Genomic DNA, 25,396 nt, shown 5'->3' on the forward strand with positions numbered 1-25,396 from the left:
TCCGGTGAACGCCGGCCGGCGACCCGTGGCGCCGTCGAAGCGGGTGGCGACGCCCCTGGCAGGACGCCGCCGGGCGACGGCGCGGCCCGAACGGCGGCGCGGCCGGGTCGCCGGAGCGGGAGGGGTGCGACGCCGCGGTTCCCTGGCGTGCGAGGCTGCCGGAGCGCCCGGCGACCACGCCGGAGCCGCGACCGTCCGGAGGTGCCTCATGATCATCGAGTCCCGCTTCAACGGGCCGCCCGGCTCGGGCAACGGCGGCTGGAGCGCCGGGCTCTTCGCGGCCGCGTACGGCGGGGCCGGGGCGGTCGAGGTGACGCTGCGCCGGCCGCCGCCGCTGGAGACCCCGCTGACCCTCACCGGCGGTGCGGTCCACGACCCGGCGGGGAACCTCGTCGCCGAGGTCCGTGACGCCGGGGAGATCGAGGCGGTGGTGCCACCGGTGGACCGGGCGACCGCCCAGGCCGCCGCGGCGGCGTACCCCGGCCTGGTCGACCATCCCTTTCCCGGCTGCTACGTGTGCGGCCCGCAGCGGGCGGACGGGCTGCGGATCTTCCCGGGTCGGCTGCCGGACGGCCGGACCGCCGCGGCGTTCCGGGCGCCGGCGGCGGTCGAGGCGGCGACCGTGTGGGCGGCCCTGGACTGCCCCGGTGGCTGGTCGGTGATCGCGCCCGGCCGCCCGTACGTGCTGGGCCGGATCGCCGCGGCGGTGCGCGCGCTGCCGGCGCCGGGCGACGAGTGCGTGGTGACCGGCATGACCGTCGGCGGCGAGGGCCGCAAGGCGCTCGTGCACACCAGCCTGTACGGACCGTCCGGTGAGCTGCTCGGCACCGCCCGCGCCACCTGGGTGGCGCTGCCGTCCGGCTGAGGTCCGTCCCGAGGATGATCCCCCTCCTGCCCCGGGTGGAGAGGAAAGTACGGACCGCGCCTGATTGACCTTGTTGCGCCGGGCGGTCACGCTGTGCAACGGCGTACCCCGACGCCATCGCACGGAGGGAGAGTAATGACTGACGGGCAGCGAAGCCCCACCGACGGTCAGATCGTGGTGTCCGGCCTGACGAAGCAGTACAAGAACGTGAGGGCGGTCAACGACCTGTCGTTCACCGTCGAACCGGGGCGGGTGACCGGCTTCCTCGGCCCGAACGGGGCCGGCAAGACCACCACCCTGCGCATGCTGCTGAACCTGGTCACCCCCACCGCCGGCGTGGCGACCATCGGCGGCCGGCGGTACGCCGACCTCACCGACCCGCTGCGGCACGTCGGCGCGGTGCTCGAGGCGTCCAGCGCGCACAAGGGCCGGACCGGCATCAACCACCTCCGGGTGATCTGCGCGGCGGCCGGGCTGCCGAAGCAGCGGGCCGACGAGGCGCTGGCCCTGGTCGGGCTGACCCCGGCGGCGAAGCGCAAGTTCAAGGGCTACTCGCTGGGCATGAAGCAGCGCCTGGGCATCGCCGCGGCGATGCTCGGCGACCCGCGGGTGCTGATCCTCGACGAGCCGGCCAACGGCCTGGACCCGGAGGGCATCCGCTGGATGCGCGGGTTCCTCAAGGGCCTGGCCCAGCAGGGCCGAACCGTGCTGGTCTCCAGCCACCTGCTCTCGGAGATGCAGCTGCTCGCCGACGACGTGGTGATCATCGCCGCCGGCCAGCTGGTCCGGCAGGGCCCGGTCGACCAGGTCATCGGCTCGATGGCGCAGGGCGTCCGGGTGCGGGTCCGCACCCCGCAGGCCGAGGCGCTGACCGCGGCGTTGAAGGCGGAGTCGGCCACGGTCGACGTCGACGAGCACGGCACCCTGCTGGTCGGCGGGGTGGACGCCCCGGCGGTCGGCCGGGTCGCCCTGGCCGCCGGTGTGGAACTGCACGAACTCACCACGGAACGACCCGACCTGGAACGGGTGTTCCTGGAGCTGACGGCCGGAAAGGCGGACATCCGATGAACCTCGTCCGATCCGAGCTGCTCAAGATCCGTACCACCAGCACCTGGTGGTGGCTGGCGATCGGCGCGTTCCTGGCCATCGCGATGGCCTTCGCCTTCAACGCCTGGGCCGCCACCGAGGTGTTCGACGGCAACGGCGAGACCCTGGGCTTCAGCCCGGACCAGTCCACCGTCGCGGCACAGGCGGCGAACATCTACACGTCCGGCCAGTACCTCGGTCTGATGTTCGTGATGCTGATCGGCATCCTGATGGTCACCAACGAGTTCTTCCACCAGACGGCGACCACCACCTTCCTGGCCACCCCGCGACGCACCTCGGTGATCGCCAGCAAGCTCGTCGCGGCCAGCCTGCTGGGCTTCCTGTTCTGGCTGGCCACCACGGTGATCGACCTGGCCGCCGGTGCGATCTTCCTGACCTCCCAGGACCAGGGGGTGCAGCTCGGCGAATGGGCGGTGCAGCGGGCCCTGCTGTTCAACCTGCTGGCGTACGCGATCTGGACGATCCTCGGGGTCGGCATCGGCACGCTGATCACCAACCAGCTCGGTGCGGTGATCACCGCCGCGGTGCTCTACCTGGTCGGCACCCAGGTGGTCGGGCTGCTGTTCCTGCTGCTGTCGAACGCGCTGGACAACCCGGCGGTGGTGAAGTGGCAGGTGATCTGGCCGGCGGTGGCGTCCACCGTGATGATCTCCGAGGGCCAGTCGGAGTTCACCCCCGCGTGGTGGGTCGGCGCGCTGGTGCTGATCGGCTACGCGGTGGTCACCGGGACCTTCGGCGTCCTGATGACCCGGCGGCGGGACATCTCCTGACGCGAGCGGTTCGGGCGGGGGTGGTGCCGACCGGCGCCACCCCCGCCTCGTCTCGGGTGGACAGCGCCGTGACCACCACAACGGCGGCACGGGAAGTGGGCGTCTCCGACACCCCGCGTCCTACCAGCAGTTGTCGGAACACGCAGCGTTTACCGAACTTCTGGCATCTTCTGTGAAACGGACCACGCAGCGGAGGCGGAAATGCCTGCGGCATCCGTACGGCGTAGCCTGGGAGCCGTCTCGTGCGCGCCCCGAAGGGTGGGCGTCGCCGGGCACCGCGTGACACACAAACCCGCGTGAAAGAGGCGATTACCGGCCGTGTCGACCCAGCAGACTTCGCAGGAGAACCCACTGGCGGGTTTCGGCCCGAACGAGTGGATCGTCGAGGAGATGTACCAGCGGTACCTCGCGGACCCCAAGAGCGTCGACTCGGCCTGGCACGACTTCTTCGCCGACTACCGGCCGGCGCCGGGCGCCGCCACACCGCGTGGGGGCCAGCCGACCACCCCCGCCGCCCGTCCCGAGCCCGACGGCCAGCCGGAGGCGACGGCCAAGGTCGCCCAGCCGCCGGCCGCGGCGAAGCCGGCGGAGCCGAAGCCGGCAGCCAAGCCGGCCGAGCCGAAGCCGGCCGCGGCCAAGACCGCCCCGTCGAAGCCGGCCCAGCCCAAGGCGGCACCGGCCAAGGCGGCCCAGCCGACAGCCACCGGCGCGCAGACCACTCCGCTGCGGGGCGTCGCGGCGCGGATCGTGCAGAACATGGACGCCTCGCTGACCGTGCCCACCGCCACCAGCGTGCGCGCCGTACCGGCCAAGCTCCTGGTCGACAACCGCATCGTGATCAACAACCACCTCGCCCGCGGGCGCGGTGGCAAGGTCAGCTTCACCCACCTGATCGGCTACGCGCTGGTCCGGGCGCTGGCGCAGCACCCGGAGATGAACAACTCCTTCGCCGAGGCCGACGGCAAGCCGGCGATGGTCCGCCCGGAGCACGTCAACCTGGGTATCGCCATCGACCTGGTGAAGCCGGACGGCAGCCGCAACCTCGTGGTGCCGTCCATCAAGGCCTGCGAGCAGATGGACTTCCGGCAGTTCTGGCAGGCGTACGAGGACGTGGTCCGGCGGGCCCGCCGCAACGAGCTGACCATGGAGGACTACGCCGGCACCACGATCTCGCTGACCAACCCGGGCGGCATCGGCACCGTGCACTCGATGCCGCGGCTCATGCAGGGGCAGAGCGCGATCATCGGCGTCGGCGCGATGGAGTACCCGGCGCCGTACCAGGGCATGAGCGAGGCCACCCTCGCCGAGTTGGCGGTCAGCAAGGTCATCACGCTGACCAGCACGTACGACCACCGGATCATCCAGGGCGCGCAGTCCGGCGAGTTCCTCAAGGCCATGCACGAGCTGATCCTGGGCGAGCACGGCTTCTACGACGAGATCTTCACCTCGCTGCGCATCCCGTACGAGCCGGTGCGCTGGATGCGCGACGTCGCGGTCGACAGCGAAGGCCAGATCAACAAGACCGCCCGGGTGCACGAGCTGATCCACGCCTACCGGGTGCGCGGTCACCTGATGGCCGACACCGATCCGCTCGAGTTCGAGATCCGCAAGCATCCCGACCTGGACGTGCTCCAGCACGGGCTGACCCTGTGGGACCTGGACCGCACCTTCCCGGTCAACGGCTTCGCCGGCAAGCAGCGGATGAAGCTGCGCGAGATCCTCGGCGTGCTGCGCGACTCGTACTGCCGCCGGGTCGGCATCGAGTACATGCACATCCAGGACCCGGAGGAGCGGCGCTGGATCCAGGAGCGGGTCGAGCGCAAGTACGAGAAGCCGTCCCCGGACGAGCAGAAGCACGTGCTCAACCGGCTCAACGCCGCCGAGGCGTTCGAGACCTTCCTGCAGACCAAGTACGTCGGCCAGAAGCGCTTCTCGCTGGAGGGCGGCGAGTCGCTGATCCCGCTGCTGGGCGAGGTGCTGGAGGCGTCCGCCGAGGGCGGGCTGGACGAGGTCGTCATCGGCATGGCCCACCGCGGCCGGCTCAACGTGCTGGCCAACATCGTCGGCAAGCCGTACGAGAAGATCTTCTCCGAGTTCGAGGGGCACCTGGACCCGCGCTCCACCCAGGGCTCCGGCGACGTGAAGTACCACCTCGGCCAGAACGGCAAGTTCACCACCCCGGACGGCGAGCACTCGGTCAAGGTCTCGGTGGTGGCGAACCCGTCGCACCTGGAGGCCGTCGACCCGGTGCTGGAGGGCATCGTCCGGGCCAAGCAGGACCGGATAGACCTCAAGCTGGAGGGCTACACCGTGCTGCCGCTGGCGGTGCACGGTGACGCCGCCTTCGCCGGCCAGGGCGTGGTGGCCGAGACGCTCAACCTGTCCCAGCTGCGCGGCTACCGCACCGGCGGCACCGTGCACGTGGTGGTCAACAACCAGGTCGGCTTCACCACCGCCCCGGAGTACAGCCGGTCCAGCCTCTACAGCACCGACGTGGCCCGGATGATCCAGGCGCCGATCTTCCACGTCAACGGCGACGACCCGGAGGCCGTGGTCCGGGTGGCCCGGCTGGCCTTCGAGTACCGCCAGGCGTTCAACAAGGACGTCGTGATCGACATGGTCTGCTACCGGCGGCGCGGGCACAACGAGGGCGACGACCCGTCGATGTCCAACCCGCAGATGTACAAGATCATCGACTCGAAGCGCTCGGTCCGCAAGCTCTACACCGAGGAGCTGATCGGCCGCGGCGACATCACCGTCGAGGACGCGGAGGAGCTGCTGCGCGACTACCAGGCGCAGCTGGAGCGGGTCTTCAAGGCCACCCGCGACGCGGCCACCACGCCGCGCCAGCTCGGCCGCCCCAAGCGCGAGGAGGAGCCGGAGCCGCAGGTGGACACCGCGACCGACGCGGCCGTGGTCAAGGCGATCGGCGAGGCGCACGTCAACCTGCCGGAGGGCTTCACCCCGCACAAGCGGATCCAGCAGCTGCTCGACCGGCGGGCCAAGATGTCCGTCGAGGGCAACATCGACTGGGGCTTCGGCGAGATCATCGCGTTCGGCGCGCTGCTGCACGACGGGGTCACCGTCCGGCTCGCCGGGCAGGACTCCCGCCGGGGCACCTTCGTCCAGCGGCACGCCTCGATCGTCGACGCGCGGACCGGCCAGGACCACCTCCCGCTGCAGTCGCTGACCGGCGACGGCGAGCGCTCCCGGTTCTTCGTGCACGACTCGCTGCTCAGCGAGTACGCCGCGATGGGCTTCGAGTACGGCTACTCGGTGGAGAACGTCAACGCGCTGGTCTGCTGGGAGGCCCAGTTCGGTGACTTCGTCAACGGCGCCCAGTCGGTGATCGACGAGTTCATCTCCTCCGGCGAGGTGAAGTGGGGCCAGCGCTCGGCGGTCACCCTGCTGCTGCCGCACGGCCACGAGGGTCAGGGCCCGGACCACACCTCCGGCCGGCCGGAGCGGTTCCTGCAGATGTGCGCCGAGGACAACATGCGGGTGGCGATCCCCACCACCCCGGCGAACTACTTCCATCTGCTGCGCCGCCAGGCCCTCTCGCCGAAGCGGAAGCCGCTGGTGGTGTTCACGCCGAAGTCACTGCTGCGGCACAAGCTCTGCGTCTCCTCGGTCGAGGACTTCACCACCGGCACCTTCCAGCCGGTGCTGCGGGACTCGGCCGCCCCGGCGCCGGCGGGGGTGAAGCGGGTGCTGCTCTGCTCGGGCAAGGTCTACTACGACCTGCTCCAGGCCCGGCAGGAGCGCGGCATCACCGACACCGCGATCATCCGGCTGGAGCAGCTCTACCCGATGCCGGTGGAGGAGATCCGCGCCGCGCTGGCGGAGTACCCGAACGCGGAGGACTTCGCCTGGGTGCAGGAGGAGCCGGCCAACCAGGGCGCCTGGTCGTTCGTCGCGCTCAACCTGCTGGAGCACCTGGCGGACGTCCGGCTGCGCCGGATCTCCCGCCCGGCCGCCGCCGCGCCGGCCGTCGGCTCCGCCAAGATGCACGAGGTGGAGCAGAACGCCCTGCTCGAGGCGGCGCTGCCCCGCCCGTGACCTGACCGCACCGCCGAGCGGGGCAGAGTTCGTCACCACGACGGCTCTGCCCCGCCTCGCGTCGGCCCCCGCACACCACCGGCGGCACGCCGGACGACACCCGAGGACGAAGCATGTACTTCACCGACCGCGGCATCGAGGAACTCGTCGAACGCCGGGGCGACGAGCAGGTCAGCATGGAGTGGCTCGGCGAGCGCCTGCGCGACTTCGTCGATCTCAACCCCGAGTTCGAGACCCCGATCGAACGCCTCGCCACCTACCTGGCCCGGCTCGACGACCCCGACGACGAGTAACCCCCACCCACTCCCCCGTCGATCATGAAGTTGTTGCTGCGACACGCCGGTGCGGCCGGCAACAACTTCATGATCGACGTGCCGGGACGGCCGGGCGAGGGGTCGGTGGGTGGGGTGGGTGGGACGAAGGACCCGGGCGGGCGGCGGCGTGATCTTCTAGGGTGGTGGCGTGGCCCGGAGTGTGTACGTCACCAGCGTGGGATCCGGCGGAGGCAAGTCGACCATCGCTCTCGGGCTGGCCGAACTGCTCTCCCGGCAGGTCGAGCGGATCGGCGCGTTCCGGCCGCTGGTCGGTGGCACCGGTCCGGACCCGATCCTCGCCCTGCTCAGCGACCGCTACCGGATCGAGCCGCCGCTGGCCGACCTGTCCGGCACCACGTACGCCGAGGCGACCACCCTGGTCGCCGACGGGCGGCGGGAGGAGCTGATCTCCCGGATCGTCGAGCGCTACCGGGCGGTGGAACGCCGGTGCCCGGCGGTGGTCGTGGTGGGCAGCGACTTCGCCGACGGCGGTGACGGCGCCGGCCCCCGGGAGTTGGCCTTCAACGCCCGGCTGGCCACCGAGTTCGGCAGCGTCGTGGTGCCGGTGGTGGACGGCTTCGGGCAGGAGCCGGCGGCGATCGCGGCCGCGGTGCGCGGGGCGTACCACGACCTCGCGGACCTGGGCGCCACCGTGCTGGCGGTGATCGCCAACCGGGTGCCCGAGCCGATGCCCCTGCCCGAGCTGCCGGTTCCCGCGTACGCCATCCCGGAGGTGCCGAGCGTGTCGGCGCCGACGGTGGCCGAGGTGGCGGCGGCGCTCGGCGCCACCCTGCTCGCCGGGGACGACGCCGCGCTCGGCCGGGACGTGCTCGACTACGTGGTGGGCGCCGCGCACGTGCCGACCCTGCTGGACCACCTCACCGACGGCGCCCTGGTGATCACCCCCGGGGACCGGGACGACCTGCTGGTGGCCGCCAGTGCCGCGCACGTGGCCGGGCAGGTGTCGGTGGCCGGACTGGTGCTCACCCTCGGCGAGCAGCCCGACCCGCGGGCGATGCGGCTGTTCGAGGGGCTGAACACCGGGCTCGCCGTGCTCTCGGTGACCAGCGACAGCTACGACACGGTGGCCGCGTCCAGCCGGATCGAGGGCCGGCTGAGCGCCGGCAACCCGCGCAAGGTGGAGGCCGCGCTCGGCGCCTTCGAGCGCTGCGTGGACACCGACGACCTGTCCCGCCGGCTGCGGGTCAGCCGGTCCGCCCGGGTCACCCCGCTGATGTTCGAGTACGACCTGATCGACCGGGCCCGGACGCAGTGCCGGCACGTGGTGCTGCCGGAGGGGGCGGAGGAGCGCATCCTGCGCGCCGCGGAGATCCTGCTGCGCCGCAACGTCGCCGACCTGACCCTGCTCGGCCGCCCCGACGACATCGCCCGGCGCACCCGGGAGCTGGGCATCGACATCGGCGGGGCGCGGGTGGTCGACCCGGTGACCAGCGAGTGGCGCGACGAGTTCGCCGTCGAGTACGCGAAGCTGCGCGCCCACCGCGGCGTCAGCGCCGACCTGGCCCACGACATCGTGGCCCAGCCGAACTACTTCGGCACCCTGATGGTGCAGACCGGGCACGCCGACGGCATGGTCTCCGGGGCGACGCACACCACCGCCGCCACCATCCGCCCGGCGTTCGAGATCATCCGCACCGTGCCGGGCGTCTCGGTCGCGTCCAGCGTCTTCTTCATGCTGCTCGCCGACCGGGTGCTGGTCTACGGCGACTGCGCGGTCAACCGCGACCCGGACGCCGGCCAGCTCGCCGACATCGCGATCTCGTCGGCCGACACCGCCGCCCGGTTCGGCATCGAACCCCGGGTCGCCATGCTCTCCTACTCGACCGGCACCTCCGGCGCGGGCGAGGACGTGGAGAAGGTCGCGGCGGCCACCAAGCTGGTTCGCGAACGCCGCCCGGACCTGCTGGTGGAGGGGCCGATCCAGTACGACGCGGCGATCGACCCCGCGGTGGCGGCGACGAAGCTGCCCGGCAGCGAGGTCGCCGGCCGGGCGACGGTCTTCATCTTCCCGGACCTGAACACCGGCAACAACACGTACAAGGCGGTGCAGCGCTCGGCCGGTGCGGTGGCCGTCGGGCCGGTGATGCAGGGCCTTCGCCGGCCGGTCAACGACCTGTCCCGCGGCGCGACCGTGCCGGACATCGTCAACACGGTGGCGATCACCGCCATCCAGGCCAGCGCGGAGGTCGCATGAGTAGCGAGCGCAGCGAGCGAGTCGGCATGCCCGGCGGAGGGCTGGCATGAGCCGGGTCCTCGTCCTCAACTGCGGGTCGTCGTCGGTCAAGTACCGGCTCTACGACGGTGACGAGGTACGCGACAAGGGCACCGTGGAACGGATCGGCGAGCCCGGCGGCGGGCCGGCCGACCACGAGACGGCCGTCCGCGACATTCTCGGCCGGCTCGACCTGGCCGGGCTGATCGCCGTCGGGCACCGGGTGGTGCACGGTGGCCGGCGGTTCACCGAGCCGGTCCTGATCGACGACGCGGTGCTGGCCGCGATCCGCGACCTGGTCCCGCTCGCCCCGCTGCACAACCCGGCGAACCTGGCCGGCATCGAGGTCGCCCGGGCCGCGCTGCCGGACGTCCCGCAGGTCGCCGTCTTCGACACCGCGTTCCACCACACCATGCCGGAGGCCGCCGAGGTCTACGCGATCGACCGGGACACCGCGCAGCGGTACGGCATCCGGCGGTACGGCTTCCACGGCACCTCGCACGCGTACGTCTCCCGGCGCACCGCCGAACTGCTGGGCCGCCCGCACCACGAGCTGAACACGATCACCCTGCACCTGGGCAACGGAGCCAGCGCCTGCGCGGTGGCCGGCGGGCGCAGCGTGGCCACCTCGATGGGAATGTCTCCGTTGCAGGGCCTGGTGATGGGCACCCGCAGCGGCGACCTGGACCCGGCGGTGATCTTCCACCTGCGCCGCGAGGGCGGGCTCTCCGTGGACGAGATCGACGACCTGCTCAACCACCGCAGCGGGCTGCTCGGCCTGACCGGCGCCAACGACATGCGCGAGGTACTCCGGCGGCGGGCGGACGGCGACCCCGCCGCCGCCCTCGCCTTCGACGTCTACTGCCGCCGGATCACCGGGTACGTCGGCGCATACTACGCCCTGCTCGGCCGGTTGGACGCGATCACCTTCACCGCCGGGGTGGGCGAGCACGCCGCCCCGGTCCGCGCGGCGGCGCTGGCCGGCCTGGAGCGGCTCGGTATCGTGGTGGACCCGGAACGCAACGCCGGCAGCGGCGACCGGCTCATCTCGCCGGCGGGCGCCGAGGTGGCCGTCTGCGTTATCGGCACCGACGAGGAGCGCGAGATCGCCCGCACCGCCCGCGACCTGGCCACCGCACGCTGACCGTCCGCCGGCGGACTGGCGGGCGGGCGGTCGCCTACGGGCGGGGCCGTCGTCGCCGGGCGCGGGCGGCGGCGGACGGTCAGCCCAGGGCGAGCCAGGCGACCACGGCGACCAGGACGACCGCGACCACCGCCGCGCCGACCAGCAGCGGCGTCCGGGACGCGGCGGCCGGCGCCTCGGCCTCCGGGGTGTTGGCGAAGGCGCGGAACGCCTCGGTGTTGCCGCTCGGGTCGGTGTAGTTCTCAGCCATGCCGGTGACCCTAGCCAAGCCGGTCCCGGTACACCGCCCCACGCGCGCCGGCCCGGGTCAGGTCGGGCCGGCCGGGGGACCGACTGGCGACCGGGTGGTGAACGGAGCCGGTCCGGACGGCGGGGCCGCGCGGGGCGCCCTGGCACCTACCGTGGAATCGTGGGGATCAAGCGGCTGGTCGCCGCGCTGCTGACGGCGCTGCTGGCCGGCTGCGGGCGGCCACCGCCGCGCCCGGTACGCCGCAACCGGCCCGCCGGGCGCCGGCGGGGGCGTACGCCGTCGGCGTGCGTACGCTCACCGTCGACGCGGCCTCCGCGCGCCCGCTACCGGTCACCCTCTGGCACCCGGCGGACGGGAACGCGGTGGCCGCGGGTCGGTTCCCGGTGGTGCTCTACAGCCACGGGGCTGGACAGCCTGCCCCACCTGCACGCCGGGTTGACCACCCGGTGGGTCGCGGCCGGCTTCGTGGTGGCCGCGACCCGGATGCCGCCCGCCGCCTGCCCGCCGGCGCCAACGCTCCCGCCCTCACCCGCTACGAGACCCGCCCCGCCCCCTGACCGCGCCGCTCGCCGGGATGGTGACCGAACCGCGCACCGGGACGCCTCCGGCCGCGACCGTGATCCCGTGCTGTCGGGGTGCGCGCGTGATCCCGCCGGTGCCGAGGTGCGCGTGATCCTGTGGCGGCGGGGCCGGCGGCACACCTTCCGGCGCGGCGGGCACCAGGGCGGGGAGGACAGGAACGACCGATACCTCAGAGTCATCAAAATGACTCTCAGGTATCGCGCTCGCTGGACACTTTGACGCGCCGCCGCGACACGCCCGGCCGCCACGCCCTCGCCCGCACGCCCAACATTTTCGCGACCGCCGGGGCGCGAGCGACGGTCGGAAACGGCGGTGCGGGGAGGCGGGGCCGCGGTTACGGTCGGCGGGTGGTGGGTGTGGCAGGGCTCGCGGGGCGGCAGTTGGCCAGCATCGGCGAGGTGGTCGAGGTGGCCGGCACAGCCGGAATCGAGGTGTGGCTGCGCGGCGGCTGGGCGGTCGACTTCCATCTCGGCGAGGTGACCCGGCCGCACGTGGACGTCGACTGGTACTGCTGGCGCGCCGACGCCGACCGGCTGGCCGCCCTGCTGCTCGGGTGCGGCTGGCGCCCGGACCCGCGGCTGCCGGTCGACGTCCAACTGGACCTGTTCCGCGACGACGTCGAGGTGAGCTTCGCGTACCTGGCGTGGGACGCCGACGGCCGGGTCACCGTCGGCAGCGGCCCGTGGGCCGGCACGCCGCTGCCGGCGGGGATGCTGGCCGGCCCGCCCGGGCGGATCGGCCCGCTGACCGTCCCGGTCATCGCGGTGGCGGCCCAGGTCGAGTTCAAGCGGATGTACCCGGTCTGGATGCCCGGCCGCCCCCGCCGCGCCAAGGACGCCGCCGACCTGGCCCGCCTCGGCGCCGCCCCGCCGGAGCACCGACCCGAGGCGACCTCGCCCGGGGCGTAGCGCGGGGCAGCCGGCGCGACCGCTCGATCAGGTTGGCCGGCAACCGGTGCGGGACCGGGCGGATCCGCCACGTGCGGCAGGAACGGCACGATCCGGTGGCCGCGCGGGCACGGTCGGTCGATCTCCGGCGGGCCACCCGGACGGGCAGGGCACAATCGGAGCCATGCCGCGTCGCCGCACCCCTGCCCTGCTCGCCTGCGCCCTGCTCACCGCCGGTCTGGTCGGCTGCTCCGGAGACACCGGGCCGGCCCGCCCGCAGGCCGTACCCACCCAGACCCCGGCGGCGACCACCCCCGCACCGCGGGTACCCGCCGGCACCGCGCCGGAGCGGGCCTTCGCGGTGGGCGTACGCCAGCTGAAGCTGAACCGCGACGGCGACCGCCCGCTGCCGGTGACCCTCTGGTACCCGGCGGCCGGGAAGGCCGGCGGTGAGCCCGAACGGTCCGCGCGGGCCGCCGACGGCCGGTTCCCGGTGGTGATGTTCAGCCACGGCCTGGGCGGGCGCCCGGCCGACTACGAGACGCTGCTCACCCGGTGGGCGGCGGCCGGCTTCGTGGTGGCCGCGCCGACCTTCCCGCACACCTCCCGGGGCACCGACGCCAACGTGCTGGACGTGCTCAACCAGCCCGCCGACGTGTCGTACGTGCTGACCCAGGTGCTCGCCCTCGACGGCCGGGCCGGTGATCCGCTGCGTGGCCGGCTGGCTGGCGACCGGGTGGCCGCGGCCGGGCACTCGGCCGGCGGGGTGACCACCATCGGCCTGTTCACCGCCGGCCGGGACGAACGGCTCGACGCCGGGGTGGTGTTCGCCGGCACCGCGCTCGGGGTGGGCACCGCGTTCGCCGGCGCCGCCGCGCCGCAGCTGTTCGTGCACGGCGAGGCCGACGAGGTGGTCCAGTACGCCGCCGGCAAGGAGGCGTACGACAAGGTGCCCTGGCCGAAGGCGATGCTGAGCCTGCCGAACGGCGACCACGGGCGGGCGCTGCTCAGCGACGGCGCCGCGCTGCGGGTGGTCTCGGACACCACCGTCGAGTTCCTGCGCTGGACCCTCTACGGCGACGAGGCCGCCAAGCGGCGCATCCCCACCGGCGCCGCGCGGGGCGACATCGCCGTCCTCGACAACCGCCTCTGACGCCCCGGGAGGCCCCGGCTCAGGCGGTGTGGTCGACGACCACCTTGCCGAAGACCTCGCCGGAGTGCAGGCGGGCGAACGCCTCCTCGACCCGGCTGAACGGGACCACGCTGTCCACCACCGGCCGCACCTGGTGCTCGGCGCAGAAGGCGAGCAGGTCCGCCAGCTCGTCCGGGGTGCCCATCGAGGTGCCCAGGATCTCCAGCTGCATGGCGAAGACCCGGCGCAGGTTGACCTTGGGCTCGTGCCCGGCCGTGGCGCCGGAGACGACGATCCGGGCCATCGGCGCGGCGGACTTCAGCGAGTGGTCGAAGGTGGCCGCGCCGACGGTCTCGATCACCACGTCGACCCGCTCGGGCAGCCGGGCGCCCGGCTCGACGGCGGTCGCGCCCAGCTCGGCGATCCGCTCCCGCTTGGCGGCGTCCCGGCTCGTCGCGTAGACCCGCTTGCCCATCGCCGCGGCGAGCGCGACGGCGGCCGTGGCGACGCCGCCCCCGGCGCCCTGCACCAGCACCGCGTCGGCGTCGCCGACCCGGCCCTTGGTGGTGAGCATCCGCCAGGCGGTGAGCCACGCGGTCGGCAGGCAGGCCGCGTCGGTGGCGGCCAGTCCGGCCGGCAGCGGCACCAGGTTCGACCGGGGTACGGCCACCCGCTCGGCGAGCGTGCCCGGGAAGTGCTCGGAGAGGATGGAGACGCCGCGCGGGTCACCCGGCGTCGCCACCACGGGGTAGACGACCACCTCGTTGCCGTCCGGGTCGACTCCGACGGCGTCGCAGCCGAGGATCATCGGCAACTGGTCGCCGGTGAGCCCGACCCCGCGCAGCGACCACAGGTCGTGGTGGTTCAGCGAACTGGCCCGGACCTGCACGGTGACCCAGTCGTCGTCCGGGTGGGTCGGCTCGGGCCGCTCGCCGACGGTGAGCGCGGCGAGCGGGTCGGCGTCGTCGAAGCGGGAGGCGAAGGCGGCACGCATGATCGGCACGGTAACAAGCGGGACGGGCCGGAAGAAGGGCCCCGCCCTGTGCGACGTGCGACAGGACGGGGCCCTCGGCCCGGGTCAGGCCCGGGCGACGCCGTCGCGGCGGGCCGCCTCGGCCACCGCCTCGGCCACCGCGGGGGCGACCCGCGGGTCGAGCGGGGACGGCACGATCGCCTCCGGGGTGAGCGTCTCGGCCACCACCTGCGCGATGGCGTCGGCGGCGGCCACCTTCATGCCCTCGGTGATCCGGGTGGCCCGGGCGTCCAGCGCGCCCCGGAACACGCCGGGGAAGGCCAGCACGTTGTTGATCTGGTTGGGGTAGTCGCTGCGCCCGGTGGCCACCACCGCGACGTGCCGGGCGGCCACCTCGGGGTGCACCTCCGGGTCCGGGTTCGCCAGCGCGAAGACGATCCCGCCCGGGGTCATCCCGGCCACCGCGGCCTCCGGGATCCGCCCGCCGGAGACGCCGATCAGCACGTCCGCGTCGCGCAGCGCCTCGGTGATGTCGCCCTGCCGGCCGTCGGGGTTGGTGACGGCGGCCAGTTCCGCCTTGGTGTCGGTGAGCCCGGTGCGGTGCCGGCCGATGATCCCCTTCGAGTCGCAGACCACCACCCGGGCCGGGTCCACGCCCCCGGCCAGCAGCATCTTCGTCACCGCCACGCCGGCCGCGCCGGCGCCGCTGACCGCCACCCGCAGGTCGCCCAGCTTGCGGTTGAGCAGCATGGCGGCGTTGCGCAGCGCGGCCAGCACGACGATCGCGGTGCCGTGCTGGTCGTCGTGGAAGACCGGGATGTCCAGGGCCTCGTCCAGCCGGCGCTCCACCTCGAAGCAGCGCGGGGCGCTGATGTCCTCCAGGTTGATCCCGCCGAACGACGGCGCGAGTGCCCGCACCACCGCCACGATCTCGTCCACGTCCTGGGTGTCCAGGCAGACCGGTACCGCGTCCACGCCGGCGAACTGCTTGAACAGCACCGCCTTGCCCTCCATCACGGGCAGCGCGGCGCGCGGGCCGATGTTGCCGAGCCCGAGTACGGCCGAGCCGTCGGTGACGACCGCGACGGTGTGCGACACCCAGGTGTAGTCGTCGACCAGGGTCTCGTCGGCGGCGATCGCCTCGCACACCCGGGCCACCCCGGGGGTGTACGCGAGGGAGAGGTCCTCCCGGCTGGTCAGCGGGACCGTCGAGGCGACGGCCATCTTGCCGCCGCGGTGCAGTCGGAAGACGGGATCAGCAGGGTCCACGGTGGACGGTGACATGGTGACTCCAGGATCTGTCGAGCAGCAGGACCAGCCGGTCGGTACGCGTGGTGAGGCGGCGAGCGGCGGCGCGCGGTGCGGGGGGTCACCCGGGCACTTTCCGAGCATAGTGTTGTCGGGGCCCCGCCGATGTGAGCAGGGTCATAACGGACGGCGGCGCACCCGTCCGGGCCGGGGCCAGTAGCGGGCCACCACCCGGCCGTGCACGTCGGCCACCCCGTACGCCCGGGAGTCGTCGGCGACGAACTCGTTGTCCCCGTACAGCCACCAGCCGCCGTCCTGGGCGCGCACCGCGCGCTTGACGACGAGCAGGTCAGGACGGCTGCGGAAGACCGCGACCACGACGTCGCCGGGGCGCACCGGCCGGCCGCCCCGGCGGACCAGCACGGCGTCCCCGTGACGCAGGGTCGGTGCCATGGACGGACCGCTGACCAGCACCGCCGTCAACGGCCAGCGCAGTCGTCCTACGGCCGCCGGGTGCTCGGCGGTCATCGGTTTCACCTCCACCGGCTTGGGGGAGCCCCGCCAGGAGTAATGTCAGCTTGGATCATCGCAAACTTCCCATGGAGGATCCCGATGCGACTTCCACGCATCCTTGTGCCCCGCGTGACCGCCAGCGCCCACTGCGACCTGCCCTGCGGTGTGTACGACCCGGCGCAGGCCCGGATCGAGGCCGAGTCGGTCAAAATGATCTGCGAGAAGTACCAGGCGAACACCGACCCGGAATTCCGCACGCGGGCCGTCATCATCAAGGAGCAGCGCGCCGAGCTGGTCAAGCACCACCTGTGGGTGCTCTGGACCGACTACTTCAAGGCGCCCCACTTCGAGAAGTACCCCCAGCTGCACCAGCTGTTCAACGAGGCCACCAAGCTCGCTGGCGCGGGCGGCGTGAAGGGCAGCCTCGACCCGGCCACCGCCGACCAGCTGCTGCAGAAGATCGACGAGATCGCCAAGATCTTCTGGGAGACCAAGAAGGCGTGACCCTCGCGGTCCCGCCGGCGATCCGGCCGGCACGTCCAGCGGACGTGCCGGCCGTCGTCGCCATGGTGCACGAGCTGGCCGAGTACGAGCGCGCGCCCGAGCAGTGCCACCTCACCGCGGAGCAGTTGCACGCCGCGCTGTTCGGCCCGGACCCGGCGCTGCACGGCCACGTCGCGGTGGACGACCGGGACTCTCCGGTCGGCTTCGCGCTCTGGTTCCTGACCTTCTCCACCTGGGCCGGCGTGCACGGCATCCACCTGGAGGACCTCTACGTCCGGCCGGCCGCCCGGGGCACCGGAGCCGGCCGGCTGCTGCTGGCCACCCTCGCCGACATCTGCGTACGCCGGGGCTACCAACGGCTGGAGTGGTCGATGCTCGACTGGAACCCGGCCGCCGGCTTCTACGCCGCCATCGGCGCCGAGCAACTGACCGGGTGGATCCCCTACCGGCTCGACGGCGCCGCCCTGGCCGGTCTCGCGGCCCAGGTGACCGCCCCCACACGGCCCGCCCCCTGAGCGGGTAGAGTCCCCGACCGGGGGGATGAGTGGTGACTCAACTGACCGGCCAGCCGACGACCGACGACGACGTCGTGCACCTCACCGTGCCCGCCGACGGCGGCTACCTCGGCGTGCTGCGCACCGCCACGGCCGGGCTCGCGGCGCGGCTGCAGTTCGCCCTCGACGAGATCGAGGACCTGCGCATCGCGGTTGACGAGGCCTGCGCCATGCTGCTCGCCATCGCCACCCGGGACGCCGAGCTCGACTGCCGGTTCGCGGTGACCGAGGACGCGCTCACCGTGGAGGTGACCGTGCCCACCGTCCGCGGCGCCGGGCTGCCCGCCGAGTCGTCCTTCGCCTGGAAGGTGCTCACCGCGCTGACCACCTCGGCGACGGCGAACGTCGCCGGCGGCCGGGCCACCATCTCGCTGCTGACCCGGCGCGCCTCGGGCTACTGACCGCCCTCGGGCGTCCCGAAGCCGAGCGCCCGGCTGGTCGCCGGGCTGACCAGCAGCCAGCTCACCCCGATCCCGAGGGCCATCAGCGGTACGCCGAGCCAGCCCATCCCGCCCTGGACCATGAACCACCCGATCGGCAGCAGCATCAGCTGAAGCACGATCGCCGGCGCCCGCGCCCCGGCCCGGCGCCGCTCCAGCGCCCCGCCGAGGGCCCAGAGCGCGGCGGCGGCGCCGATGGCGAACGCGGTCACCAGCCATGCCGACAACCGGTCGGTGCTGGCTGCGGTGAGGTCGGCCCAGACCAGCCACACGGCGAGCAGGCCCACCGCGACCGCCTCAGCCCGGAGCAGCCGGACCGCCCAGCGGAGCGTGACCGGAATCGGGTCGGAGTCGAGCGTCACGCGCGCCACGATACCTGTGCTACTCCGGGGTACAGTGCCGCCCATGCGGGCCGTCCTGGTGGTCAATCCGAAGGCCACCACCACCAGCGAGCGCAGCCGGGACGTGCTGGTCCGGGCGCTGCGCAGCGAAGTCGACCTCTCCGTGCGGTACACCCGGCGGCGGGGGCACGCGACCGCGCTGGCCCGCGAGGCGGCCGAGGAGGGCGTCGAGGTGGTGGTCACCCTCGGTGGCGACGGCACCGTCAACGAGGTGGTGAACGGCCTGATGACGGCGAAGCCGCCGACCGTGGTCGGCGCCGCCACGCCGGCCGAGCGGCTGCCGGCGCTGGCCACCGTGCCGGGCGGGTCGACCAACGTCTTCGCCCGGGCGCTGGGGCTGCCCCGGGAGTGGTCGGAGGGCACCAGCATGATCCTGGAGGGGCTCCGGCTGGGCCGGCACCGCACGATCGGGCTGGGCCGGGCCGACGACCGCTACTTCACCTTCTGCGCCGGCTTCGGCATCGACGCGGCGGTGATCCACCGGGTGGAGCGGGCCCGCCGCCGGGGTCGGGTTTCCACGCCCGGGCTCTACCTGCGGTCCACGGTGAGCCAGTACTTCCTCGCCTCGGATCGGCGGCACCCGGCGATCAGGTTGGAGCGCCCCGGCGAGCCGGCCGAGAGCGAGTTGGCCACGGTCATCATCCAGAACACCGCGCCCTGGACCTACCTCGGCGACCGGGAGATCAACCCCAACCCGGAGGCGTCCTTCGACCTGGGGCTGGACGTGCTGGCCCTGCGGCGGCTGCGGGTCGCCAGCACCACACGGACGGTGACGCAGTTCTTCTCCCGGCACCCCGATCCGCGCGGCAGACAGGTGCTCAGGATGCACGACCTGGCCGAGTTCACCCTGCTCGCCGAGCGTCCACAGGCGTTCCAACTGGACGGCGACTACCTCGGTGAGCGGGAGGAAGTCAGATTCACATCCATTCCCGCGGCACTGAGAGTAATCTGCTAGGTCTCGGGTACTGCCCTAGGTCGACGCGGTCGCGGCACCGCATCGACGCGGCGCCGCCACACCGGGAGGCAGGTGCCGGAAATGTCAGCAATGTCATGCGGACTGTACTATATTGATCCTCGACTGTGGTACGCCGGGTAACCAGAGCGCTCTGGAACCCGGACAAATGGGTTGTGGGCTTGCTCACCGCGCGGAGTTTTTCCGAGCGGCACCCTTGACATCGCGAGAGTTCGTGAAAGTATTCACAAGCGAACTTGAGTTACCGGGACATTGCCTGGATATGCTCGGCAGGTTTGAGCCGTTCCAGCAGGTCCGCGGGGCCAGCAGCCTGCTCACGCAGTGCCGAATAGCCGGACGCGAACCGTCACCATCGGCGCTGCGGATGCATATAGGAAAAAGCACCAAAGCAATATCTGCCACCCATCCAGAATGAGGAGTGTTGCCGCCATGGACTGGCGTCACCATGCTGTCTGCCGCGACGAGGACCCGGAGCTGTTCTTCCCGATCGGGACGTCCGGCCCGGCTCTCCTGCAGGTCGAGCAGGCCAAGGCCGTCTGCCGGCGCTGCTCCGTGACCGACCAGTGCCTGCAGTGGGCGCTCGAGTCCGGTCAGGACGCTGGCGTCTGGGGCGGGATGAGCGAGGAGGAGCGGCGCGCCGTCAAGCGTCGCGGTGGCCTCCGGGTGCTGCGCGCTCACTCCGCCTGATCAACGCACCAGGCTTCACGCCCCGGCCGGGTCGAACCCGCCGGGGCGTTCTGCTGTCCGCGGCATTGTCGGTGGTCGAATTCGACAGCGCCGCGATCATCGCCATGGCCGGGGCCCGGGCGGTCGGCATCCCCGTCACGCCGCGTGGTCACCGGCATCGTCACGCCAGGTGACCGTCGCTGCGCCGCCGTCCACCCGGCGCAGCACCAGGTCCGCCAGTTCCGGGGCGTCGGTCAGCGGGTCGGCCACCGCCACCGCCCCGGCGTCCCGGCCCGCCGCCGCCACCGCGTCGTGGAACAGGCCGGGGGCCAGGAAGTACGCGGACACCGCCACCCGGCGAGCGCCCCCGGCCCGCAGCCGGGCCACCGCCGCCGCGGTGTCCGGCGGGGCCGCCGAGGCGTACGAGACCCGGATCGGCAGGCCGAGCCGGTCGCCGAGCGCGGCGGCAACCCGACCCACCGAGCACCGGGCCGCCGGATCCCGGGTGCCCGCCGCCGCCAGCACCAGCGCGTCGTGGCGGCCGGGCCCCGCCTCGGCCAACCGGCGGTCCAGGGCCGCCAGCAGGCCACCGTCCACCGCGCCGCCGGTCGGGCCGAGCACGTCGGTGACCCGTACCGCGATCGGCGGGCCGGCCTCCCGGGCCGCCGCGACCGCCGCAGGGATGTCCACCCGCCGGTGGTACGCGGCGGTCAGCAGCAGCGGCACCAGCACCGCCCGGGGGTGCCCGGCGGACGCCAGCGACCGGAGCACCTCGGCCGGCCCGGGCCGGGTGTGGTCCAGCCAGCTGGCCAGCACCGGGATGCCGGGCCGGGCGGCCGACACCGCCCGGACCAGCGCCCGGGTCGCCGCGGCAGCCCGCGGATCACGGCTGCCGTGCGCGACCAGGACCACGGGATCGGTACCCGACCCGGTCAGACGTGCAGCCCGCACTCGGTCTTCTCGAACATCGCCCAGCGGCCGGCCCGCGGGTCCTCCCCCGCCCTGGTGCGCCGGGTGCACGGCCAGCAGCCGATCGAGCCGTAGCCCTGCTTGAACAGCTCGTTGACCGGGATGTTCCAGCGGGCGATGTAGCCGTCCACGTCGGCCTGGGTCCAGGCCGCGATCGGGTTCACCTTGACCTTGCCGCGCCGCGGGTCGAAGGCCACCACCGGCGTGTTCGCCCGGGTCGGCGACTCGTCCCGGCGCAGGCCGGCGGCCCAGGCGTCGTAGCCGGCCAGGGCCCGCTCCAGCGGCTCCACCTTGCGCAGCTGGCAGCAGTCGTCCGGGGACCGGTTGAACAGCCGCGGGCCGTACTCGCCGTCCTGCTGGCCGACGGTGAGCCGGGGGCGGATCGACCGCACGGTCACCGGCAGCGTCCGGGCCACCTCGTCGCGGACCCGCAGCGTCTCGGGAAAGTGCAGCCCGGTGTCGAGGAAGACCACGTCCACCCCGGGCGCGACCCGGGACACCAGGTGGGCCAGCACCGCGTCCGCCATCGAGCTGGTCACGCAGAACCGGTCGCCGAAGGTCTCCGCCGCCCACCGGGCGATCTCCTGGGCGGGCGCCCCCTCCAGCTCCCGGCCGGCCCGCTCGGCCAACGCGCGCAGCTCGTCGGGGTCCCGCCGAGCCGGGTCGGCCGGCCGGGGCCCGCCGACGCCGACCAGTCCGAGGTTCGCCGCGGAGACCAGGCTCATCGGGTCACCGCCCGGGACAGCAGGCCGGCGAACCGGACCGTGAACACCCGGGCGCAGCCGTGGCACTCCCAGGCGCCGTGGCCCTCCTCGCTCGGCCGCAGGTCCTCCTCGCCGCAGTATGGGCAGTACAGGGGTGCCGCTCGGTACTCGCTGCTCATGCCGGCACTCCGCTTCGCTCCGTGTCGTCATGAGGCACCTTCGCGCTGAGCCTGATGATTCGCTCGCTCCACTCGCTCATGCCGGCACTCCGCTTCGCTCCGTGTCGTCATGAGGCACCTTCGCGCTGAGCCTGATGATTCGCTCGCACCACTCGCTCATCGCAGTTCCTCCTCGTCGACTCTGATCACCCACTGGGCGAACGCCTCGCCCGCGCGCCGGCCGGCCAGGTAGCGGCGGGCCAGCCGTTCCACGTACGCCGGAAGCTCCTCGGCGGTGGTCTTGAGGCCGCGCAGCTTGCGGCCGAAACCGGCGGTCTGCCCCTCGGCCATGCCGAGGCCGCCGCCGAGGTGCACCTGGAAGCCCTCCACCTGCCGGCCGTCCGGGCCGACCACCAGCTGACCCTTCAGCCCGATGTCGGCGACCTGGGTGCGGGCGCAGGCGTTCGGGCAGCCGTTGAGGTGGATGGAGATGTCCGCGTCGAAGTCGCGCAGCCGTTCCTCCAGCCGGGCCACCAGCTCCTCGCCGCGGGCCTTGGTCTCGACGATGGCGAGCTTGCAGTACTCGAGGCCGGTGCAGGCCATCGTGCCGCGCCGCCAGGCCGACGGCCGGGCCTCCAGGCCGATCTCCCGCAGCGCGCCGACCAGCGGCTCAATCCGCTCCCCCGGCACGTCCAGCACCAGCAGCTTCTGGTACGGGGTGAGCCGGATCCGGCCGCTGCCGTGCGCCTCGATCACGTCGGCGAGCCGGGCCAGCTGCTCACCGGAGACCCGCCCCACCACCGGGGCGGCCCCGACGTAGTGACGCCCGTCGCGCTGCCGGTGCACCCCGATGTGGTCGACCGGCTTCTCCGGCAGCTCCGGCGCGGGACCGTCCAGCAGGGTGCGGCCGAGGTACTCCTTCTCCAGCACCTCGCGGAACCGCTCCACCCCCCAGTCGGCGACCAGGAACTTCAGCCGGGCCCGGTTGCGCAGCCGGCGGTAGCCGTAGTCGCGGAAGATGCCCACCACGCCGGCCCAGACGTCCGGCACCTCGCCGAGCGGGACCCACACCCCCAGCCGCTTGGCCAGCATCGGGTTGGTGGAGAGGCCACCGCCGACCCAGACGTCGAAGCCGGGGCCGTGCTCCGGGTGGTCGACGCCGAGGAAGGCCACGTCGTTCGCCTCGTACGGGGTGTCCACCAGCCAGGAGATCGAGGTCTTGAACTTGCGCGGCAGGTTGGCGAACTGCGGGTCGCCGACGTACCGGCGGACGATCTCGTCGAGCGCGGGGGTCGGGTCGAGCAGTTCCGCCTCGGCCACGCCGGCGACCGGACTGCCGAGCACGACCCGGGGGCAGTCGCCGCACGCCTCGGTAGTCTGCAGGCCGACCGCCTCCAGCCGGCGCCAGATCTCCGGCACGTCCTCGACCCGGATCCAGTGGAACTGGATGTTCTGCCGGTCGGTGATGTCGGCGGTGTCCCGCGCGAACTCCCGGGAAATCCCGGCGACGGTACGCAGCTGGGCCAGGTCGAGCTGGCCGCCGTCGACCCGGACCCGGAGCATGAAGTGCTCGTCCTCCAGCTCGTGCGGCTCCAGCACGGCGGTGCGTCCGCCGTCGATGCCGGCCTTGCGCTGGGTGTAGAGGCCCCACCAGCGGAACCGGCCACGCAGGTCGGCCGGGTCGATGGAGGCGAAACCCTGGTGGGCGTAAATGTTCTCGATCCGGGCCCGCACGTTGAGCGGGTCGTCGTCCTTCTTGGTCCGCTCGTTGGCGTTGAGCGGTTCGCGGTGACCGAGCGCCCACTGGCCCTCGCCCCGCTGCCGGCGCGGGGCCCGGGCGGGTCGCACCGTCGGGTCCCCCGGCCGGGCCGGGATGCTGCTGACCGCCATCGCGGCGTCCTCCGTTGTCTGCGCGGGTGGGGAGCGCGGTACGCGACGGCCGGCCCGTGGCGTACGGGCCGTGGACGGCGTTGTCGTGGAGGCCGGCGCGGAAGCGCGCCCGAGACGGATGGGTCGGGCGTCGTCAGTGGGCCGGACAGATCGCGCTGCGCACGCGGCCGTAGTCGACGTGGCGGCGGGCCACGAAGCGGCGGACGACAGCGGCGGTCATGGGGCTCATGCTGCCACACCCCGAGCGGGCCGACCAATGACCGCGTGCGGGATCCCACATCACGGGCGACCGGGCCGACGACGTGCCGTCCACCCGCCGGCGCCCTGAGGTTGGGCGATCACCCGCGTGCCCGCGCGGGCGGACGGCGGTGTGGAAGGCTCGGCGCGTGGGCGGATTGTCCAGAGGGTCGCGACCCCGCGGGGCCGACGCGGAGCGGGCCGCCGGCGGGCCGGAGCGGACCGGTCGGCCCCTACCGGTCTGGCCGTGGCCGGCGCTGCTGACGCTGCTGGTGACCCTCACCGGCATCGACAGCGCCCAGCTGTGGCGGGACGAGCTGGCCACCTGGAGCGCGGCCACCCGGTCGGTGAGCGACCTGGTCCGGCTGACCGGCACCATCGACGCCGCCACCGGGCCGTACTACCTGCTCATGCACGGCTGGGTGGCGGTCCTCGGCGACTCGGTGACCGCGCTGCGGCTGCCCGCCGCACTGGCCATGGCGGCGGCGGCCGGGCTCACCGCGCTCCTCGGTCAGCGCCTCGGCGACGCCCGCGCCGGGCTGCTCGGCGGGCTGCTCCTCGCGGTGCTCCCCGGCACCTCCCGGTACGGCCAGGAGGCCCGCCCGTACGCGCTGGCCACGTTCCTCGCGGTGCTGGCCACGTTGCTGCTGGTCGAGGCGCTGCGCCGGCCCGGGTGGGCGCGCTGGGCCGGGTACGCGGCCGCGGCCGCCGCGCTGGGGCTCACCCACCTGATCGCCCTCACCCTGCTCGCCGCGCACGCGGTGGCGGTGCTCGCCGCCCGCCGTACGCCGGAACGGGCCGGTGTGCCGGCGGCGGACGCCCCGGGCCATCCCGGCGCCATGCGTGATCCCACCAGCACGCGCGGTCCCGCCACCACCGCCGATCCCGGCGCGACGGGCGATCCCGCCGGCGGGGGCCCCGGCGCGGTCGGGCCGTGGCGCCGTCCACTGTGCTGGCTGCTCGCCCTGCTGCCGGCCGCGCTGCTGCTGGTCCCGCTGGTGCTGGTCGCCGCCCGGCAGCGCTCCCGGCAGTTGGACTGGGTGGACACCGCCCGACCGGAGGACCTGCCGGCGCTGGCCGGCGGGGTGGCGCAGAGCGGCGTCGTGGGGGGCCTGCTGGTCGGTCTCGCCGCGCTCGGCGCCGCCCGGCTGGGCCGGCGCGCCCTGCTGCCCGGCTGCGCGGTGCTGCTGCCGGTGCTGCTGGTCTTCGCCGCCGGTGTCGCGGTGCCGCTGTGGGTGCCCCGGTACCTGGTCTTCGTGGTGCCGTTCGCCGCCCTGCTGGCCGGGGCGGCGCTGGCCCCGGTGCGGTTGCCCGCGGCGCTGGCCGTGGTGGCGCTCGCCGGGCTGCTCGGCCTGCCGGACCAGGCGGCGCTGCGGCGGACCCACGAGTGGCCGCGCAGTGCCCCGGTCGACTACCGGGGCGCCACCGGGGTGGTCGCGGCGAACCAGCGCCCCGGCGACGTGGTCGTCTACTCACCCCGGGAGAGCTGGCTCTTCCTCGACCTCGGCCTCGCGTACCACCTGCGGGACCGGCGTCCGGACGACGCGCTGGTGACCGCGGACCAGGCCCGCCGGGGCGACCTGTGGGCCGCCGAGTGCGACCGGCCGGCACAGTGCCTGGCCGGCGCCCAGCGGGTCTGGCTGGTCGTCGCCGGCCGCCGGGCCGACCCGGTGGCAGCCGTGCCCGGCGCGAAGGGCGCGGCGCTGCGCGACGGCTTCACCGTCGAGCAGGTCTGGCCGCGCCCCGGCCTGACCGTGGCCCTGCTCACCCGCTGACCGGCCGCGGTGGCCCCGGCAAGCGGCACCGCCCGGGCCGGCACCAGG

At 73.6% G+C, this 25,396-nt stretch carries 25 protein-coding genes; 16 read left to right on the forward strand and 9 right to left on the reverse strand.

Annotated features, from left to right (window positions below):
- The first annotated feature begins 208 nt into the window (after nt 1–208).
- The 7 genes from FHX32_RS04480 (at nt 209) to FHX32_RS04510 (ending at nt 10,492) form a co-directional block, all read left to right on the forward strand.
- The gene (locus tag FHX32_RS04480; protein ID WP_167179586.1) at nt 209–865 is read left to right on the forward strand and encodes a hotdog family protein; all 657 of its coding nucleotides are present in this window, start codon (nt 209–211) and stop codon (nt 863–865) included.
- A 135-nt stretch (nt 866–1,000) separates the two neighbouring features.
- A complete protein-coding gene (locus FHX32_RS04485; RefSeq protein WP_167179587.1) occupies nt 1,001–1,933 on the forward strand; it encodes an ATP-binding cassette domain-containing protein in 933 nt (310 codons plus the stop codon).
- A complete protein-coding gene (locus tag FHX32_RS04490; protein WP_167179588.1) occupies nt 1,930–2,742 on the forward strand; it encodes an ABC transporter permease in 813 nt (270 codons plus the stop codon). The genes FHX32_RS04485 and FHX32_RS04490 overlap by 4 nt, the downstream gene beginning before the upstream one ends.
- Before the next feature lie 318 nt (nt 2,743–3,060).
- Nucleotides 3,061–6,801 carry a multifunctional oxoglutarate decarboxylase/oxoglutarate dehydrogenase thiamine pyrophosphate-binding subunit/dihydrolipoyllysine-residue succinyltransferase subunit gene (locus tag FHX32_RS04495; protein ID WP_167179589.1) on the forward strand — a complete coding sequence of 1,247 codons (3,741 nt, stop codon included), beginning with the start codon at nt 3,061–3,063 and terminating at the stop codon, nt 6,799–6,801.
- A gap of 113 nt (nt 6,802–6,914) precedes the next feature.
- Complete coding sequence (locus FHX32_RS04500) at nt 6,915–7,094, forward strand: DUF6104 family protein (protein ID WP_088992124.1); 180 nt, start codon at nt 6,915–6,917, stop codon at nt 7,092–7,094.
- 169 nt (nt 7,095–7,263) lie between these two features.
- Nucleotides 7,264–9,330, forward strand: a complete 2,067-nt coding sequence (pta, locus tag FHX32_RS04505) for a phosphate acetyltransferase (RefSeq protein WP_167179590.1) — start codon at nt 7,264–7,266, stop codon at nt 9,328–9,330.
- 46 nt (nt 9,331–9,376) lie between these two features.
- Nucleotides 9,377–10,492: an acetate kinase gene (locus tag FHX32_RS04510; RefSeq protein ID WP_167179591.1), complete on the forward strand. Its 1,116-nt coding sequence runs from the start codon at nt 9,377–9,379 to the stop codon at nt 10,490–10,492.
- 79 nt (nt 10,493–10,571) lie between these two features.
- Here the strand turns inward: FHX32_RS04510 and FHX32_RS04515 are convergent, their stop codons facing one another.
- Nucleotides 10,572–10,742, reverse strand: coding sequence for a hypothetical protein (locus tag FHX32_RS04515; RefSeq protein WP_167179592.1), 171 nt, complete (start codon nt 10,740–10,742; stop codon nt 10,572–10,574).
- A gap of 284 nt (nt 10,743–11,026) precedes the next feature.
- On the opposite strand from FHX32_RS04515, the gene FHX32_RS34390 reads away from it, so the two are divergent.
- From FHX32_RS34390 to FHX32_RS04530, 3 genes are all read left to right on the forward strand, one after another.
- Nucleotides 11,027–11,299 (forward strand): hypothetical protein, encoded by a 273-nt coding sequence (locus FHX32_RS34390; RefSeq protein WP_208417949.1) that lies wholly within the window; start codon nt 11,027–11,029, stop codon nt 11,297–11,299.
- Nucleotides 11,300–11,671: 372 nt separating this feature from the next.
- Entirely contained in the window at nt 11,672–12,232 is a 561-nt protein-coding gene (locus FHX32_RS04525) for a nucleotidyltransferase domain-containing protein (RefSeq protein ID WP_486480907.1), read from the forward strand.
- A 163-nt stretch (nt 12,233–12,395) separates the two neighbouring features.
- Nucleotides 12,396–13,364 (forward strand): alpha/beta hydrolase, encoded by a 969-nt coding sequence (locus FHX32_RS04530; RefSeq protein ID WP_167179593.1) that lies wholly within the window; start codon nt 12,396–12,398, stop codon nt 13,362–13,364.
- A 19-nt stretch (nt 13,365–13,383) separates the two neighbouring features.
- Here the strand turns inward: FHX32_RS04530 and FHX32_RS04535 are convergent, their stop codons facing one another.
- The 3 genes from FHX32_RS04535 to FHX32_RS04545 form a co-directional block, all read right to left on the reverse strand.
- Complete coding sequence (locus FHX32_RS04535) at nt 13,384–14,346, reverse strand: zinc-binding dehydrogenase (RefSeq protein WP_172899269.1); 963 nt, start codon at nt 14,344–14,346, stop codon at nt 13,384–13,386.
- A 75-nt stretch (nt 14,347–14,421) separates the two neighbouring features.
- On the reverse strand, nt 14,422–15,600 hold the full coding sequence (locus FHX32_RS04540; protein ID WP_167179594.1) for an NAD(P)-dependent malic enzyme: 1,179 nt from the start codon (nt 15,598–15,600) through the stop codon (nt 14,422–14,424).
- Between the two features lie 141 nt (nt 15,601–15,741).
- The gene (locus FHX32_RS04545; RefSeq protein WP_167179595.1) at nt 15,742–16,092 is read right to left on the reverse strand and encodes a S26 family signal peptidase; all 351 of its coding nucleotides are present in this window, start codon (nt 16,090–16,092) and stop codon (nt 15,742–15,744) included.
- An 84-nt stretch (nt 16,093–16,176) separates the two neighbouring features.
- Between FHX32_RS04545 and sodN the strand changes: the two genes are divergently transcribed.
- From sodN to FHX32_RS04560, 3 genes are all read left to right on the forward strand, one after another.
- Nucleotides 16,177–16,581 carry a superoxide dismutase, Ni gene (gene sodN / locus FHX32_RS04550; RefSeq protein WP_167179596.1) on the forward strand — a complete coding sequence of 135 codons (405 nt, stop codon included), beginning with the start codon at nt 16,177–16,179 and terminating at the stop codon, nt 16,579–16,581.
- A gap of 62 nt (nt 16,582–16,643) precedes the next feature.
- Nucleotides 16,644–17,096: a GNAT family N-acetyltransferase gene (locus FHX32_RS04555; protein ID WP_167182224.1), complete on the forward strand. Its 453-nt coding sequence runs from the start codon at nt 16,644–16,646 to the stop codon at nt 17,094–17,096.
- 32 nt (nt 17,097–17,128) lie between these two features.
- On the forward strand, nt 17,129–17,536 hold the full coding sequence (locus FHX32_RS04560; protein WP_088992114.1) for an ATP-binding protein: 408 nt from the start codon (nt 17,129–17,131) through the stop codon (nt 17,534–17,536).
- Here FHX32_RS04560 and FHX32_RS04565 read toward each other — a convergent pair.
- Nucleotides 17,530–17,982 (reverse strand): hypothetical protein, encoded by a 453-nt coding sequence (locus FHX32_RS04565; RefSeq protein WP_208417950.1) that lies wholly within the window; start codon nt 17,980–17,982, stop codon nt 17,530–17,532. The genes FHX32_RS04560 and FHX32_RS04565 overlap by 7 nt on opposite strands.
- Here FHX32_RS04565 and FHX32_RS04570 point away from each other — a divergent pair.
- Together FHX32_RS04570 and FHX32_RS04575 are read left to right on the forward strand one after the other, a co-directional pair.
- A complete protein-coding gene (locus tag FHX32_RS04570) occupies nt 17,981–18,931 on the forward strand; it encodes a diacylglycerol kinase family protein (RefSeq protein ID WP_167179598.1) in 951 nt (316 codons plus the stop codon). The genes FHX32_RS04565 and FHX32_RS04570 overlap by 2 nt on opposite strands.
- A gap of 447 nt (nt 18,932–19,378) precedes the next feature.
- Nucleotides 19,379–19,636: a WhiB family transcriptional regulator gene (locus tag FHX32_RS04575; protein ID WP_007072794.1), complete on the forward strand. Its 258-nt coding sequence runs from the start codon at nt 19,379–19,381 to the stop codon at nt 19,634–19,636.
- Between the two features lie 135 nt (nt 19,637–19,771).
- Here FHX32_RS04575 and FHX32_RS04580 read toward each other — a convergent pair whose 3' ends face one another.
- From FHX32_RS04580 to FHX32_RS04595, 4 genes are all read right to left on the reverse strand, one after another.
- Complete coding sequence (locus tag FHX32_RS04580; protein WP_167179599.1) at nt 19,772–20,566, reverse strand: CbiX/SirB N-terminal domain-containing protein; 795 nt, start codon at nt 20,564–20,566, stop codon at nt 19,772–19,774.
- On the reverse strand, nt 20,548–21,309 hold the full coding sequence (locus FHX32_RS04585; protein ID WP_167179600.1) for a phosphoadenylyl-sulfate reductase: 762 nt from the start codon (nt 21,307–21,309) through the stop codon (nt 20,548–20,550). The genes FHX32_RS04580 and FHX32_RS04585 overlap by 19 nt, the downstream gene beginning before the upstream one ends.
- On the reverse strand, nt 21,306–21,467 hold the full coding sequence (locus FHX32_RS04590) for a hypothetical protein (protein ID WP_167179601.1): 162 nt from the start codon (nt 21,465–21,467) through the stop codon (nt 21,306–21,308). The genes FHX32_RS04585 and FHX32_RS04590 overlap by 4 nt, the downstream gene beginning before the upstream one ends.
- Nucleotides 21,468–21,623: 156 nt before the next feature.
- Entirely contained in the window at nt 21,624–23,336 is a 1,713-nt protein-coding gene (locus tag FHX32_RS04595) for a nitrite/sulfite reductase (RefSeq protein WP_167179602.1), read from the reverse strand.
- Nucleotides 23,337–23,830: 494 nt separating this feature from the next.
- Between FHX32_RS04595 and FHX32_RS04600 the strand changes: the two genes are divergently transcribed.
- The gene (locus tag FHX32_RS04600) at nt 23,831–25,348 is read left to right on the forward strand and encodes a glycosyltransferase family 39 protein (protein ID WP_486481078.1); all 1,518 of its coding nucleotides are present in this window, start codon (nt 23,831–23,833) and stop codon (nt 25,346–25,348) included.
- Nucleotides 25,349–25,396: the final 48 nt, after the last annotated feature.

Source organism: Micromonospora sp. CNZ280, from assembly GCF_011759515.1.